Origin of the sequence: Paenochrobactrum glaciei (assembly GCF_039522165.1) — a bacterium.
Taxonomy (GTDB): domain Bacteria; phylum Pseudomonadota; class Alphaproteobacteria; order Rhizobiales; family Rhizobiaceae; genus Paenochrobactrum; species Paenochrobactrum glaciei.
In genome coordinates this window covers 379,638-393,589 of record NZ_BAAADE010000002.1, presented here as the reverse complement: position 1 = coordinate 393,589, position 13,952 = coordinate 379,638, and the positions used below count along the sequence as shown (strand labels likewise).

17 protein-coding genes and 3 tRNA genes are annotated in these 13,952 nt (G+C 48.2%); 3 read left to right on the top strand and 17 right to left on the bottom strand.

Features of this window, described 5'->3' with window-relative positions; genetic code table 11:
- Positions 1-117 precede the first annotated feature (117 nt).
- The 8 genes from rplA to ABDZ76_RS08200 all read right to left on the bottom strand — a co-directional run bounded on the left by rplA (position 118) and on the right by ABDZ76_RS08200 (position 4,228).
- Complete coding sequence (gene rplA, locus ABDZ76_RS08235; protein WP_343804216.1) at positions 118-819, bottom strand: 50S ribosomal protein L1; 702 nt, start codon at positions 817-819, stop codon at positions 118-120.
- 4 nt (positions 820-823) lie between these two features.
- A complete protein-coding gene (gene rplK, locus ABDZ76_RS08230) occupies positions 824-1,252 on the bottom strand; it encodes a 50S ribosomal protein L11 (protein ID WP_343804213.1) in 429 nt (142 codons plus the stop codon).
- 170 nt (positions 1,253-1,422) lie between these two features.
- Positions 1,423-1,950, bottom strand: coding sequence for a transcription termination/antitermination protein NusG (nusG, locus tag ABDZ76_RS08225; RefSeq protein ID WP_343804210.1), 528 nt, complete (start codon positions 1,948-1,950; stop codon positions 1,423-1,425).
- A 22-nt stretch (positions 1,951-1,972) separates the two neighbouring features.
- On the bottom strand, positions 1,973-2,173 hold the full coding sequence (secE, locus tag ABDZ76_RS08220; protein WP_184218745.1) for a preprotein translocase subunit SecE: 201 nt from the start codon (positions 2,171-2,173) through the stop codon (positions 1,973-1,975).
- A gap of 347 nt (positions 2,174-2,520) precedes the next feature.
- Positions 2,521-2,596, bottom strand: a tRNA-Trp gene (locus ABDZ76_RS08215).
- A 143-nt stretch (positions 2,597-2,739) separates the two neighbouring features.
- Positions 2,740-3,915: an elongation factor Tu gene (gene tuf, locus ABDZ76_RS08210; RefSeq protein ID WP_343804205.1), complete on the bottom strand. Its 1,176-nt coding sequence runs from the start codon at positions 3,913-3,915 to the stop codon at positions 2,740-2,742.
- 131 nt (positions 3,916-4,046) lie between these two features.
- Positions 4,047-4,120: transfer RNA gene (locus ABDZ76_RS08205), tRNA-Gly, on the bottom strand.
- A gap of 23 nt (positions 4,121-4,143) precedes the next feature.
- Positions 4,144-4,228, bottom strand: a tRNA-Tyr gene (locus ABDZ76_RS08200).
- 367 nt (positions 4,229-4,595) lie between these two features.
- Here ABDZ76_RS08200 and rlmB point away from each other — a divergent pair.
- Positions 4,596-5,456, top strand: coding sequence for a 23S rRNA (guanosine(2251)-2'-O)-methyltransferase RlmB (rlmB, locus tag ABDZ76_RS08195; RefSeq protein ID WP_343804737.1), 861 nt, complete (start codon positions 4,596-4,598; stop codon positions 5,454-5,456).
- A 79-nt stretch (positions 5,457-5,535) separates the two neighbouring features.
- On the opposite strand, the gene ABDZ76_RS08190 is transcribed toward rlmB, so the two are convergent.
- Together ABDZ76_RS08190 and ABDZ76_RS08185 are read right to left on the bottom strand one after the other, a co-directional pair.
- Positions 5,536-5,967 (bottom strand): CBS domain-containing protein, encoded by a 432-nt coding sequence (locus ABDZ76_RS08190; protein ID WP_343804202.1) that lies wholly within the window; start codon positions 5,965-5,967, stop codon positions 5,536-5,538.
- Positions 5,968-6,161: 194 nt separating this feature from the next.
- A complete protein-coding gene (locus ABDZ76_RS08185; RefSeq protein WP_343804199.1) occupies positions 6,162-6,941 on the bottom strand; it encodes a rhomboid family intramembrane serine protease in 780 nt (259 codons plus the stop codon).
- 450 nt (positions 6,942-7,391) lie between these two features.
- Here ABDZ76_RS08185 and ABDZ76_RS08180 point away from each other — a divergent pair, with 450 nt between their 5' ends.
- Complete coding sequence (locus tag ABDZ76_RS08180) at positions 7,392-8,018, top strand: PAS domain-containing protein (protein ID WP_343804197.1); 627 nt, start codon at positions 7,392-7,394, stop codon at positions 8,016-8,018.
- A 38-nt stretch (positions 8,019-8,056) separates the two neighbouring features.
- Here ABDZ76_RS08180 and ABDZ76_RS08175 read toward each other — a convergent pair whose 3' ends face one another.
- The 6 genes from ABDZ76_RS08175 to ABDZ76_RS08150 form a co-directional block, all read right to left on the bottom strand.
- Positions 8,057-8,584, bottom strand: a complete 528-nt coding sequence (locus ABDZ76_RS08175; protein ID WP_343804193.1) for a gamma carbonic anhydrase family protein — start codon at positions 8,582-8,584, stop codon at positions 8,057-8,059.
- Between the two features lie 215 nt (positions 8,585-8,799).
- Complete coding sequence (locus tag ABDZ76_RS08170; protein WP_184218756.1) at positions 8,800-9,015, bottom strand: DUF3126 family protein; 216 nt, start codon at positions 9,013-9,015, stop codon at positions 8,800-8,802.
- A gap of 101 nt (positions 9,016-9,116) precedes the next feature.
- The gene (cysE, locus tag ABDZ76_RS08165; RefSeq protein ID WP_343804188.1) at positions 9,117-9,941 is read right to left on the bottom strand and encodes a serine O-acetyltransferase; all 825 of its coding nucleotides are present in this window, start codon (positions 9,939-9,941) and stop codon (positions 9,117-9,119) included.
- A gap of 48 nt (positions 9,942-9,989) precedes the next feature.
- Positions 9,990-10,772, bottom strand: a complete 783-nt coding sequence (locus tag ABDZ76_RS08160; RefSeq protein ID WP_343804185.1) for an alpha/beta fold hydrolase — start codon at positions 10,770-10,772, stop codon at positions 9,990-9,992.
- 62 nt (positions 10,773-10,834) lie between these two features.
- Positions 10,835-11,332, bottom strand: a complete 498-nt coding sequence (locus ABDZ76_RS08155) for a DUF192 domain-containing protein (protein ID WP_425541750.1) — start codon at positions 11,330-11,332, stop codon at positions 10,835-10,837.
- Positions 11,333-11,426: 94 nt separating this feature from the next.
- Positions 11,427-12,005 carry a cold-shock protein gene (locus tag ABDZ76_RS08150; RefSeq protein ID WP_343804182.1) on the bottom strand — a complete coding sequence of 193 codons (579 nt, stop codon included), beginning with the start codon at positions 12,003-12,005 and terminating at the stop codon, positions 11,427-11,429.
- 234 nt (positions 12,006-12,239) lie between these two features.
- Between ABDZ76_RS08150 and ABDZ76_RS08145 the strand changes: the two genes are divergently transcribed.
- Complete coding sequence (locus tag ABDZ76_RS08145) at positions 12,240-12,680, top strand: VOC family protein (protein WP_343804179.1); 441 nt, start codon at positions 12,240-12,242, stop codon at positions 12,678-12,680.
- Between the two features lie 118 nt (positions 12,681-12,798).
- Here ABDZ76_RS08145 and ABDZ76_RS08140 read toward each other — a convergent pair whose 3' ends face one another.
- A complete protein-coding gene (locus ABDZ76_RS08140; RefSeq protein WP_343804176.1) occupies positions 12,799-13,842 on the bottom strand; it encodes a TIM44-like domain-containing protein in 1,044 nt (347 codons plus the stop codon).
- Between the last annotated feature and the right edge of the window lie 110 nt (positions 13,843-13,952).

Sequence of the window (13,952 nt, the reverse complement as noted above, 5' to 3'; positions counted from 1 at the left end):
AAGACTTACGCCACCCACAATCTCGGACAGGATAACTGAACTAGCGTTCAGCTATCCGGGCCTTGCGGCCCGGAATGAAAGTGCTTTCTGCTTTATTTCCAAGCAGAAAGCAAATTATTAAGCTTCTACCTTAACGCTGGAAGTGTCAACTTTGACACCAACGCCCATGGTTGAAGAAATCGATACGCGCTTCAGGTATTCACCCTTGGCAGCAACAGGCTTAGCTTTCAGAACTGCATCAGCAAATGCGCGGATGTTTTCTTCCAGAGCCTTGTTGTCGAATGAAACCTTGCCGATACCAGCATGGATAATACCAGCTTTTTCAACGCGGAATTCAACTGCACCACCTTTGGAAGCTGCAACAGCTGCTGCAACATCAACGGTAACAGTACCAACTTTAGGGTTTGGCATCATGCCGCGCGGTCCGAGAACCTTACCCAGACGGCCAACGAGTGGCATCATGTCAGGGGTTGCAATGCAGCGATCGAATTCGATCTTGCCGCCATTGACGATTTCGAACAGATCTTCTGCGCCAACGATGTCTGCACCGGCTTTTTTAGCTTCTTCAGCTTTATCGCCACGAGCAAAAACAGCAACGCGAACTGTACGGCCTGTGCCGTTTGGCAAGTTAACAACGCCGCGAACCATCTGGTCAGCATGACGTGGGTCAACGCCGAGGTTCATCGCGATTTCGATGGTTTCATCGAATTTCGCAACAGCACGTTCCTTGACAACACCGATAGCGGCCGACAAGTCATAAAGCTTATCGTGATCAAAACCTTCACGAATCTTAGCTACACGCTTTGATAATTTCGCCATCAGATCAGCCCACCACTTCCAGGCCCATCGAACGGGCAGAACCTTCAACCATACGCATAGCTGCTTCGATGTCAGCTGCGCTCAGGTCTTTCATCTTAGCTTCTGCAATTTCACGGACTTTATCGCGTGAAATTGTACCAGCTTTAATCTTGCCTGGCTCTTTCGAACCGGACTTCAGATTAGCAGCCTTCTTCAAGAAGTAAGCAACAGGTGGGGTCTTCATCACAAAAGTGAAAGACTTGTCCTGGTAATAGGTGATCACGACTGGAATCGGGGAACCCTTTTCCATATCCTGCGAGGCAGCGTTAAATGCCTTACAGAATTCCATGATGTTGATACCACGCTGACCGAGAGCCGGACCAATTGGTGGCGAAGGGTTGGCAGCACCTGCAGCAACCTGCAGTTTGAGCTGACCTGCAACTTTTTTAGCCATTGCATTCTGCTTTCATTGATAAGCCGGCAAGCCGGCGACTCTTTAAAACGCCAATTAAATTGGCCGTGCAGTTCGGTGGTCTGGCTTACCGACCGGCTAAAGCCGGCTTACCTTCCACCTCACACCACATTTACAATGCGGCGGGCGGCACTAAGGCCGCCATAAAACGATCAGAGCTTTTCAACCTGACCGAATTCAAGATCCACAGGAGTAGCACGACCAAAGATCGAAACCTCGACCTTCAAGCGTGCGCGCTCTTCTTCAACTTCCTGTACGATACCATTGAAAGATGCGAACGGACCGTCAGAAACACGAACCTGCTCACCAACTTCAAAGGATACAGATGCTTTCGGACGATCAACACCTTCCTGAACCTGCGCCAAAATCTGCTCGATTTCACGCACAGGAATAGCAACCGGATTTGGATCACCCAAAAAGCCGGTTACGCGCGATGTGTTTTTGATCAGCGAGAACAGAGCATCTGTCAAATTCGCCTTAATCAATACATAACCCGGAAAGAACTTACGCTCTGCATCGACCTTACGGCCACGACGCACTTCCACAACCTTTTCAGTCGGAACGATAATCTGTTCGATCAGGTGCGACAGACCCTTCTGGTCCGCCTTCAGCTGAATATCTTCAGCAACCTTTTTTTCAAAGTTCGAATAGGCATGAACAATGTACCAGCGTGCAGTCATCCCGTTACTCCCGTATAAACCGTCAGCGTCCGAGACCAAGTATCAACTCAACAACATAAGCCATAAGCTGATCTGCAAGAAAGAAAAACGCAGCCGCAACAAACGCCATTACCACCACCATAATAGTGGAAATAACAGTTTCACGCCGTGACGGCCATGTAACTTTAGCCGTTTCAGCACGAACCTGCTGCAAGAATGTAAAAGGATTCGTCTTAGATGCCATTTGTCACTCTGTCATTGATCTGGCGTGATAAAAAAAATGATTCAAACAGCGAATCAAACTTTCACTCACGCAGCTACGGCACGCAAAGCTGATGATTCAGCTCCACGCACCGCGTGTCTGTTGACGTTACATAGAACCGATTCTCAAAAATTACAAGCCCAGACGTTAACGAAAGTAAAACACTCGCCCGTAAACTGCGCCCATCCAGAGAAAAGACCCTTCGGACACTCCCCTCACCTCAAAGGTTAAGGACGTGCTCATCCAACAATATTCAACACTTAAATATTATTGGCCTTAAAACGAAATTGAGCGCAGCACAGCTTTACACTATGCGGCGCCCAACTAAATGGCAGGGGCAGCAGGGCTCGAACCCGCGACCTACGGTTTTGGAGACCGTCGCTCTACCAACTGAGCTATACCCCTAAATACTTGAACCTAAAGGCTCTTGTATTTGACACCAGAGAATCTGATGTCTGAATTCTTTCAACCTCTTAGCGCTCAAAATTTGAAACATCAAGCACTAAAAAGCGCTGATCAGCAATTATTTTCACTGATCAGCGTATTTTTTATTCGATGATGGAAGCGACGACGCCGGCACCAACGGTACGGCCACCTTCGCGGATAGCAAAGCGGAGCTTTTCTTCCATAGCGATAGGTACGATCAGCGCAACATCAACAGAAACGTTGTCACCTGGCATAACCATTTCAACGCCTTCTGGCAAGGTTACAATACCGGTAACGTCAGTTGTACGGAAGTAGAACTGAGGACGGTAGTTGGTGAAGAACGGAGTATGACGGCCGCCTTCTTCCTTGGTCAGAATATAAGCTTCTGCCTTGAACTTGGTGTGTGGCTTAACGGAACCTGGCTTGCAGAGAACCTGACCACGTTCAACGTCTTCACGGCCTACACCACGAACCAGTGCACCGATGTTATCGCCAGCCTGGCCCTGATCGAGCAGCTTGCGGAACATTTCAACGCCGGTAACAGTTGTCTTGCCGGTAGCTTTGATACCAACGATCTCAACTTCTTCACCAACTTTAACGATACCGCGCTCTACACGACCGGTAACAACTGTACCACGACCGGAGATCGAGAATACGTCTTCGATTGGCATCAGGAACGGCTGGTCAACAGGACGTTCTGGAGTTGGGATGTAGCTGTCAACAGCAGCCATCAGTTCGCGAATTGCATCTTCACCGATGGTCTTGTCTGAATCTTCCAGAGCTGCAAGAGCCGAGCCCTTAACAACAGGAATATCGTCGCCTGGGAAGTCGTATTTCGACAGAAGTTCACGAACTTCCATTTCTACGAGTTCGAGCAGTTCAGCATCGTCAACCTGGTCAACTTTGTTCAAGAAGACAACGATCGCAGGAACACCAACCTGACGAGCGAGCAGGATGTGCTCACGGGTCTGTGGCATTGGACCATCAGCAGCGTTAACAACGAGGATCGCGCCGTCCATCTGAGCAGCACCGGTGATCATGTTCTTAACATAGTCAGCGTGACCTGGGCAGTCGACGTGTGCGTAGTGACGGTTTTCGGTTTCATATTCAACGTGGGAAGTTGAAATGGTGATACCACGTGCTTTTTCTTCCGGTGCAGCATCGATCTGATCGTATGCGCGGAAGTCACCAAAGAATTTGGTGATAGCAGCTGTCAACGAGGTCTTACCATGGTCAACGTGACCGATGGTGCCGATGTTAACGTGTGGTTTGTTACGTTCAAATTTACTCTTAGCCATCGCCGTTGTTCTCTTCTTTTAGAACTGCCTGCGTGCCAGCATAGGTATCCATACTGGCGTTTAATACAGAAAAACGGACCGGTTTCCCGTCCGCTTCATGAAAACTTTACGCCAGTTCGCTCTCGAAACTCTGGAGCGGGTAGCGGGAATCGAACCCGCGTATTCAGCTTGGAAGGCTGCTGCTCTACCATTGAGCTATACCCGCGCAATTGACATCCGCTCCGGCAGTGGTGGAGGAAGTTGGATTTGAACCAACGAAGGCATAGCCAACGGATTTACAGTCCGTCCCCTTTAACCACTCGGGCATTCCTCCAGCTTACACTGCCAGCGGAGTCGAGCAACTAGGCATTCCACAACGATTTGAGTGACTTAACATTTTGATTTGTCAATCAATCGCTGTTGGTGGCGTTATGACGATAGAGCCGCGAACTGTCAACAGCCAATTCTCAATTCTTTGCAGAAAAATGCATATTCTTTCCACAGCCTGTCAAAAAAATCAGGTTTTTGCGGTTCTGAAAGTGGTGATTGATGATTGTTTTCAACAGCCTAAGCGGCAAAAACACGTAAAAAACCACGCAAAACCGGCACAATTTCTGCCTTCCACTCAATATAGGCATACTTAGGCAGCTTTTTCATGTATGCAGACTGTCAAATTCCTCTTTGAAGAAATTAAAATCGCCATGAGCACCGACAATAATAAAAAAACACCCAAAGATTCTCATTACGCCCGTTTGAGACGCCAGTTTCGCGACCAGAATGCGAATCCTGCGGCACAAAATTTTCGTAAAAGCACCCGTCCGGCGACAGATGCGCGTGCATTGTCTGATGATTTAGTGCGTCTTTATGGTTTGCACACGGTTCGCGCCGCTGTTTTGAACCCTAACCGCAAGATCACCCGCATGCTGGCAACGCGTAACGCCCTCGCCCGCCTTGAAATTGAAGATATCGAATCTCGCAACTTTCCGATTGAGATTGTAACGCCCCGCGATATCGATAATGAAACCGGCAGCGAAGCCGTGCATCAGGGCGTGATGATTGAAGCAAAGCCGCTGAAAGCACAAAAACTCAGCGATTTGCAGGATAGCCAGCTGCTTCTGGTGCTCGATCAGGTCACTGATCCGCATAATGTCGGCGCCATCATGCGTTCGGCCGTGGCTTTTGGTGCGCAGGCGCTCATCACCACCAGCCGTCACAGCCCGCAAGAATCAGGCGTCTTGGCAAAATCTGCCTCCGGTGCGCTGGAACTGATCAATCATATTGAAGTTCGCAATCTGGCAGAAGCATTGGAAGAACTGCACGAACTTGGCTTTATGACTATCGGTCTTGATTCTGAAGGCCCTGCTGAAATGGAAGCGACCTTAACGGGCGGCAAAATCGCGCTTGTTTTGGGTGCAGAAGGTAAAGGCCTTCGCCAGAAGACCCGCGAAACCGTTTCAACTCTTGCCCGCCTTGATATGCCGGGTGAAATCAAATCACTCAACGTCTCTAATGCAGCGGCTATTTCGCTTTATGCAGCCGAGCGTTATCTGCGTAGTAAATAAGCGTTCAGTTTTGACAATTAAAAAAGCGGCTATGGGAAATAGCCGCTTTTTCTTTATCTGATTGAGAGCGCACTTTAAATTATGCGCTCGCGATGTAATTGCGAATCTCGTCGGCTTCACGCTCGACTTGCTCAATGCGAGCCTTCACCACGTCACCAATAGAAATAATGCCTTCCAGCTTACCGTCACGTTCCACCGGCATATGGCGGAAGCGTTTCTGTGTCATGATTTCCATCACCTGATTAACGGTGTGCTTTTCCTGACATGTCTCGACTTTTTTGGTCATCGCTTCGGACACTGGCATATCCAATGCCTTTTGCCCTTGCGCGGAAAGCATCCGCACCACGTCACGCTCTGACAAGATCCCCAAAACCGCATGTGCTTCATCACATATCACCAAAGCACCGATACGATGACGTGCGAGCATGGCGATAACTTCTGACAGGGTCGCATTTGGCATCGCACTGATGACGTCACGCCCCTTTTTTTCCAGAATAGATTTAACCGTCATGATTAATCCTCCCATTTACGGATATGCGAGCTCAATATTGCTTATTAGTTTTATGCATTATTCTCACAACCAAAGCCCTTCCCCCAAAAGCTTCCGTATTCCATCATGGTGATCTGTCAGATCAAACAAATCAAGTCACTAAACATGATCTGGCGTTATAATTATCTAAGCCGCAGATTAGTTGCTTCATCTGTTTAGCGCTTAAAATAGCGATCATATTCCTTTGGCCGATCCAGCAAAGCAATGCCAAAGAAGCCAGCTAAAAATCCGCCAATATGCGCTTCCCATGCAATGGAGGCCAGACCGGTCTCCTGCGCCGAATAAACACCGGTGATAATATTGATGATAAACCAGATACCGACAAAGGTAATGACAGGACGATAAGTCAGTGTCGTCAGCACAGGCAAGAGCGGCCCCGCAAAGGCCGACATATTTTTGTTACCGCTATGAGTTGGCACACGTCTGAAGCCGTAGCGCGCCGCCGCGCCCATCATGCCGGAGATCGCACCGGATGCCCCCACCAGCGGAATATTGCTGGTCGGATAAATGGCATAATGCGTCAAAACAGCGACAATCGATGTCAGCGCCCAGAAAATCAAAATCTTTGATGTACCGATGCGGCCTGCCAGTGGCGAACCGAAAGCTGCCAACCACACCATATTAACCGCCAGATGCGTAAAGCTGCCATGCATAAATGAATAACTCAGCATGGTGAATAATGCCGCCGGATCATAAAAGCCGGTGCCATAAGTAAAGCGCGCCGGAATAAAGGCAAAATTTAACATGAAGATAAAATTATGCTCTTCAGAGATTAGATAGTTTTGCGCAACATAAATTAAACCACAAAGCCCGATCAGACCGATGATAACAGCGGGAATATTGAAAACAGGTTCGCGTGTCTTTTGCGGTTGCTGAGAACCGCCACCCCTTTGATAGGTCACACCATAGCTTTCATTTGAATCATGATTTGTCATGAATATTTGATTCCCGTCATTTCACATTCTGCACTTCATATCATATGGAGTGGCCGCCTTGAAAAAAGAACTGTTCATCAGACAGATGGGTTATTTTTTTGGCTTCATCGCTCTTTTTTAATTCTTAACAAATTTAACCAAATCACCGCCTGATGCTGGCAGCGTTGACAGGCTGCGCGAACTGTCCCCATCCGAAAACTTAAAGTAGAAACAAAGCGAAATATAAAATTATAGAATAAAATCAAAAATTTAACATGATATTCGGAATCAAATTCTGAAAGACTTCATCAAACTCGTTAACCTTAACAAATTCTAACAGTGGATGAGTAAAGGGTTAAGCTGGCATTCAACTGCTTAATCCTGTTGGATAGGACAAATCACCATTTAAACGCATCAATAGCATCAGTACGCTGATGTGCTGCACAATCTGTTTTTAAGCGGTAACCTGTTTTGTCACGTTCCAGCGCCCCTCATGCACTGACACCAGCAGTGCAATTTCTTTCCACCACGTGGCACGCTTTGCGTGAAAATCACGACATCCCTTTGCGTCGTCATTTTACCCCGCGCATGATGGCAGATTATTTGCCGGATATTTTCATTCTGCATCATAAGGCCAAACGTGGCGTGCAGTTCCGCTTGGCTGGCACCCGCCTCTGCGCACGCCATGGTCAGGAACTGGGCAATCAGTTGTTTTCGTCGCTATGGCGTGAAAATGATCAGGTTGTAACGGAAGAGATGCTGCATAATGTGTCTGCAAATAATGTGCCATTATGTGCGCAACTGACCGGCATCAGCCGTGCAAATCGTCAAAACCAGTTTGAGCTTTTGATTCTGCCGGTACAACATCAGGACGAAACGCAGTGGATTGGTGCAATCGCCGCGCATGAAAGCCCTTTTTGGCTGGAAGCAGATCCGCTCGATTATTATCAAATCGACCATTCATTCGCGATTACGCAAGATAATTTGCAGGCAGCCAAAGCACAGGTAAATGCTGCTTACTCGTATAAAAATCCGGTAAATCAAAAAACAGCGCCGAAAAGGCGCCAATTCCGTATTATTCAAGGTGGCAAGCAATAGGTCTTTGCCACCACCTTGTCGGTTTTAATGAAAGCCTGTTAAACCGGCTCCATCCCGCGCATGAAAGCGTGTGATTTCTCAACATAATTACGCGCTGATTCTTTTAACTTCGCAACCGCTGCATCATCAAGCTGACGCACCACCCGTGCAGGCGACCCCACAATCAGCGAATTATCCGGGAACTCTTTTCCCTCGGTCACCAGCGCTCCGGCACCAACCAGACAATTATTGCCGATTTTTGCACCATTCAGCACAATCGCGCCAATACCAATCAAACTATTTTCACCAATCGTGCAGCCATGCAGCATGGCACGATGGCCAATGGTGCAACCTTCCCCGATGGTAAGTGGAAAACCATAATCCGTGTGCATCACACAATGTTCCTGCACATTGGTATTGGCACCGATTTTAATCAGCTCATTATCGCCACGTAAAATCACGCCAAACCACAGGCTGGCATTTTCGCCCAGATGCACTTTGCCGATGGCAGTCGCATCCGGCGCAATCCAGTTGGTTTTTACATCATCATAGGTTGGTGCATGACCATTAAAGGCATAAATCGGCATAAGACCTCCCCTTTTTGCAACTCATCAGAATCTCAGAACCAAAGCCGCTTTGTCTTTGTCGCTTGCGCCTCAACTATGTTGCCTGGGGCTCAGCATTACAACCCGTCTCACTCTTATAAAATCGTCTAACTTTGCATAGGCGCATAAGAAAAGCCCTGCCGGAACAAACCAACAGGGCTTTAATAAATTCAACCGCCGAAACGGGATGAATTGAATTAGTCGAGATCAACGTCCAGAATAGCCATGGAGAAGTTGTAGGACAATTCACCATCTTCTTCGTCTTCATCGACATAAATCAGGCCGAGAAACTCATCATCAAGATATAATTCGCATGAATCATCCTTACGTGGACGAGCCTTCACCTGCAAAGACGGATTACCAAAAGTCCGTTTGAAATAAGCGTCGAGTTTTTTGATTTCTTCGGGTTTCAACCGGATTCTCCTGATTAGAATGTTCAGCGGGCTTAATGCACCCGCTCAATATTATTGTAAAGGCTCATCGCCCATTTGTGTCTGTTTATTAAAAGCTGATCTTATTCATCATTGCTGATGGAGTGATCCATCACACGTGATGGTTCGGCACAACCGGTTTCCCCCATCACTTTAGCCGGCACACCGGCAACGGTTACATTGCTCGGCACGGGTTTCAGCACCACAGAACCGGCAGCAATTTTCGAGCAATGACCAATTTCAATATTGCCCAAAATCTTAGCGCCCGCGCCAATCAGCACGCCGTGACGAATTTTTGGATGTCTGTCGCCACCAGCTTTACCGGTACCACCAAGCGTTACCGCGTGCAAAATAGAAACATTGTCTTCAATCACGGCTGTTTCACCCACAACCAGACCCGTTGCGTGATCCAAAAAGATACCGCTGCCAAATTTTGCTGCCGGATGAATATCGGTCTGAAAAACAGCCGATGAGCGACTTTGCAGATAATAGGCCAGATCAACGCGGCCTTCATTCCACAGCCAATGCGCCAGACGATGGGTCTGAATGGCATGAAAGCCTTTCAGATACATCACCGGATCCATAAAACGGTTATAGGCCGGATCACGGTCATAAACTGCCTGAATATCAACGCGTAAAACCCGCGACCAGTCAGAGCAGCCATCGCGCATCGCAGCAAATGTCTGACGCAGCAAATCAGCGCTTAAATCCTGATGGCCAAGACGCTCGGAAACACGGTGTGCCACCGCATCTTCCAGACTTGGCTGACTGATCAGCGATGTATAGAAAAACGATGCCAGCAGCGGATCTTTGCGTGCCGCTTCTTCCGCTTCAGCTTTGATCGCATGCCAGATCGGATCAACCTGACTGACATTCGCAGATAATTTGGCCGGACTTTGCGCTGTCATCTTTTACTCAACAATCGTCTTTAGGCGTTTTAAGGACTTAACCGCTTATCAAAAGCGATGCTGGCTCAAAAATGATAATACACCCTGCTTATACACTTTGTCACCCACAGCTAACATATGATCACGATCAGGGATATCAAGGGCAGTGCCATTAGGTAATAGATCTGCCAGTGCGTGCGGATCACCGGCAATATCATCTTTGGTGCCGACAGCCACCAAGGTTGGCTGTTCAATTGAGCCAATTGCCTGTGCCGTTACCAGTTCTTTAGAGGTGATGACACAAGCAGCCAGCGCCAAACGATCGCTTTTTGTCTGATCGGCAAATTTGCGGAACATTTGACCGCGCGGATGGGTAACACTATCCGGATCATCAGCCAGCAGCGCTTCGCCAATCGGCTCCCAATCACCCGCACCTGTTACCATGCCGATACCGAGACCACCAAAAACAAGGCTTTGTACTTTTTCAGGAAAATCCAGCGCCAAAAATGCACTGATCCGTGCGCCCATAGAATAACCCATCACATGGGCTTTTTTAATGTTCAAATGATCAAGCAGAGCAGCCGCATCAACCGCCATCATTGCCGGATAATAAAGCTCTTTGTCATGGGGCTTATCAGAAAAACCATGACCGCGATTATCAATCGCCACCACATGATAACCAGCCTCAACAAGCGTGCGGAACCAACCGGGGGAAACCCAATTGACCACGCTTGACGACGCAAAACCATGAATAAGAAGGATCGTTTCTGCTAAATTCCCATCTGCTCCGTCTTCACGATAGGCAAAGCGCATACCATTATGGTCGAAATATTTTACATCCAGAGCAGTCACGAAACTTTCCTTAAAAATTCTCAAACCCAAACGATTGCGCAGGTAGCATGACGAAAACGTGCTTAATCACAACGCCCGCAAATAGCAGGATGCACAGCTTTATCACCGGCATTCAGCCCCAGCTTTTTAGCCATTCCTGCGTTTAGCTCTATCACATAGGCCACTGGTTCGCCGGATGAAACAATATTTTCTGAAAATGGTGTGGTATTTTCACGGATTACGGCAATTGTTCCATCCGTATGCAGAAAAACCATATCCAATGGCAGTGGCGTGTTTCTCATCCACATCGTTACCAAGCGCACTTGTTTGAAGTCAAACAACATACCGCGCTGAAGCGGTAAATCGCTGCGGAACATCAGCCCGCGCATACGGCTTTCATCCGTATCGGCAATTTCCAGCTCAATCTGCTGTTCACCGGCACTGGTCATGAAAGTCAGCGGATTGGCATCAACTTCCAAACGCATCGGCTCATTATCTTGTGCGATTGCGGTTTGAATAGAAAGTGCCATCATTAATACGACAATAAAGCCCAAACAGCGCTGCACCACATTGCGCACCATATTATGTGCTCCCGTCATTCAATGATTATCAAATAAGATGATAGCAGCCTTCAACAGACTTTTGCAAATCAGCTAAATATCCCTGATGGATAAATCAGTGTGAAACCGGCATTTGCGTGCCGATATCCGGATGGATTTCCGCAGCCATCAAGCCTTTGTCGCCATCGCCAAAACGGATCAGCACCACTTGGCCAGGACGCAATTCAGCCATGCCGAAGCGACGCAAGGTTTCCATATGGATGAAAATGTCTTCCGTGCCTTCACCGCGGGTCAGGAAGCCAAAACCCTTGGTGCGGTTGAACCACTTGACGATCACACGCTCAAGCCCGCTGGATGGCACAACACTGGAATGGGTGCGCTGCGGCATAGATGCCGGATGCACAGCCGTGGTTGTATCAATGGATACAACTCTGAAACACTGCAAACCACGATCAGAGTTACGCACTTCACAAACGATGCGCGCACCTTCGGATACAACCTGAAAGCCATCACGGCGCAGGATCGTCACATGCAGCAGAATATCTGAAAAAGAATTATCATCCGGCACCACAAAGCCGTAGCCTTTGGCAACGTCGAACCATTTGATGGTTCCGGAAACTTCGATCAGTTCACCAATATCTTCAGTGGAGCATTTTTCCGTCATATGCTTATCCGACATAGATTTGTCAGCCATTGCCAGTGCTCCTCCTCTCTTGCTGCGCTAAACAGAAGTTGATTCTGATGAGTAGATTAACACTTCATTAACGGGTGGCCGCAAGTGCTAAGTTGCATACTTCACAGTTCTCCTCATTTACTTATCACATTATATGGCCATCAATTTGTGTTTTAGCTGATAAATTATACTGAATATGGTGATCTGATCAGATAATGTTCAGATTTTGCGGCTTTTGAAAAAGGGATAAAGAGAATGCGCTATTTGCACACAATGGTACGTATCCGCGACATTGATGAATCGCTGGATTTTTACATCAACAAATTCGGCATGAAAGAAGTTCGCCGCATTGAAAATGAAAAAGGCCGTTTTACTTTGATTTTCCTTGCTGCTGACGGTGACATCGAACGCGCCAAAGGTGACCGCGCCCCGACACTGGAACTGACCTATAACTGGGATCCGGAAAATTATACCGGCGGGCGCAATTTCGGCCATTTGGCTTATGGCGTCGATAATATTTATGAGGTCTGTCAGAATTTGGCAGATCAAGGCGTGGTCATCAACCGCCCGCCACGTGATGGCCATATGGCATTTATCCGCTCACCAGATGGCATTTCCATCGAGCTTATCCAAAATGGTGAATCACTGGCACCGCAAGAGCCTTGGGCTTCTGCCCCCAATGTCGGCACTTGGTAACGCCCGACAACGCGCCTGAATCAACTTATCAGCCAAAGACCATAAAATACTGAATTGATTCAACAAACAAAAAGCCCGGCACATTGGCCGGGCTTTTTTTACACTTTAAGCTAACTGCTTAATCATTAGCGCTCTGGATTGCGGAAAGCTTCCACTCACCAGCATCCTGACGCACAAATGTCCAAAGCTCGGTGCTTTCGGTCGCTTCATCAGGATTGCCTTCAACCACATCACCGCTCACGCGATCCACCATCACATCAACGCTGGAATAACGCATTGCCACGGTGACATAATCTTTATCGCCTTCGCTCCATGATTCTGAAATGTCGCCCTGCAACAATTTAATATCAGTCACAGAATTACGCTTGCCCGAAGATGCGATTTCGCCCAGTTCTTCAGCCAGATAAGACATGGCTTCCGGTGTCGAAAGCTTACGCAACACGCCATAATCTTCCTGACCATAAGCGGTCTGTATTTCTGTCAGCATCTCTTCAAAACGGTTCAGTTCTTCCTGACCAACAGAAAACGGCTTTTCTTCAACAACCGGCTCTTCATCCGCTTTTGCTTCAAACGGGTTGACTGAAGGGGTGCGTCCGCCAAATGAACCGCCTGTGTTTGGCACTGATGATTTTGCAGCGCCAAAGCCCTGCGAACCAAAACCTTGCGGCTGCGCATAAGCATGCGCATTACCAGCACTGGCACCTGCGGTTGCTGTCTGACGACGGCTTGCAAAAAAGCGCATTGCCAGCATAGCCAGCAGCGCAATGATTGCGACCTGCAACAACATGCCAAACATACCGGCCATACCGCCAAAACCTGAACCCAGCAGCATGCCAAGCAGGCCGCCCATCATCAGGCCACCAAGCATAGAGCGACCAAAACCACCAAACAGACCAGGCTTGGCCGCATTAGCTGCAGCCGGTGCTGCCGCCGGACGCTGTGCCGTATTGCCTGTGTTTGGTGTCATGCTACGATCAACCGGAGCAGCATTGTTTGGTGCTGTGCGTGTTGGTGCCGGTGCCTGATGCGTACGCGCACCGCGGCTGCCGAAACCGCCACCCATCCGCCGTGCATCGGCAGTATCAATAATGACCAGCGAAGTCGCCAGTCCAACTGCCACAATGGCTAAGAGCTGCGTAAAACGCGAAGCAGCACGAAACATACATATCTCCTCGATAAATTTCATATTTTGGCATCATATAGGATGCCTCATGCATCATTACACCCCTGAGCGTGCAAAATTACGCACAAAATCAGGGATTTATATGATTT

Coding starts and splice junctions, on each gene's coding strand:
- rplA (WP_343804216.1), bottom strand. CDS start 819: ATGGCGAAATTATCAAAGCGTGTAGCTAAGATTCGTGAAGGTTTTGAT.
- rplK (WP_343804213.1), bottom strand. CDS start 1,252: ATGGCTAAAAAAGTTGCAGGTCAGCTCAAACTGCAGGTTGCTGCAGGT.
- nusG (WP_343804210.1), bottom strand. CDS start 1,950: ATGACTGCACGCTGGTACATTGTTCATGCCTATTCGAACTTTGAAAAA.
- secE (WP_184218745.1), bottom strand. CDS start 2,173: ATGGCATCTAAGACGAATCCTTTTACATTCTTGCAGCAGGTTCGTGCT.
- tuf (WP_343804205.1), bottom strand. CDS start 3,915: ATGGCTAAGAGTAAATTTGAACGTAACAAACCACACGTTAACATCGGC.
- rlmB (WP_343804737.1), top strand. CDS start 4,596: ATGAGCACCGACAATAATAAAAAAACACCCAAAGATTCTCATTACGCC.
- ABDZ76_RS08190 (WP_343804202.1), bottom strand. CDS start 5,967: ATGACGGTTAAATCTATTCTGGAAAAAAAGGGGCGTGACGTCATCAGT.
- ABDZ76_RS08185 (WP_343804199.1), bottom strand. CDS start 6,941: ATGACAAATCATGATTCAAATGAAAGCTATGGTGTGACCTATCAAAGG.
- ABDZ76_RS08175 (WP_343804193.1), bottom strand. CDS start 8,584: ATGCCGATTTATGCCTTTAATGGTCATGCACCAACCTATGATGATGTA.
- cysE (WP_343804188.1), bottom strand. CDS start 9,941: ATGACAGCGCAAAGTCCGGCCAAATTATCTGCGAATGTCAGTCAGGTT.
- ABDZ76_RS08155 (WP_425541750.1), bottom strand. CDS start 11,332: ATGGTGCGCAATGTGGTGCAGCGCTGTTTGGGCTTTATTGTCGTATTA.
- ABDZ76_RS08150 (WP_343804182.1), bottom strand. CDS start 12,005: ATGGCTGACAAATCTATGTCGGATAAGCATATGACGGAAAAATGCTCC.
- ABDZ76_RS08145 (WP_343804179.1), top strand. CDS start 12,240: ATGCGCTATTTGCACACAATGGTACGTATCCGCGACATTGATGAATCG.
- ABDZ76_RS08140 (WP_343804176.1), bottom strand. CDS start 13,842: ATGTTTCGTGCTGCTTCGCGTTTTACGCAGCTCTTAGCCATTGTGGCA.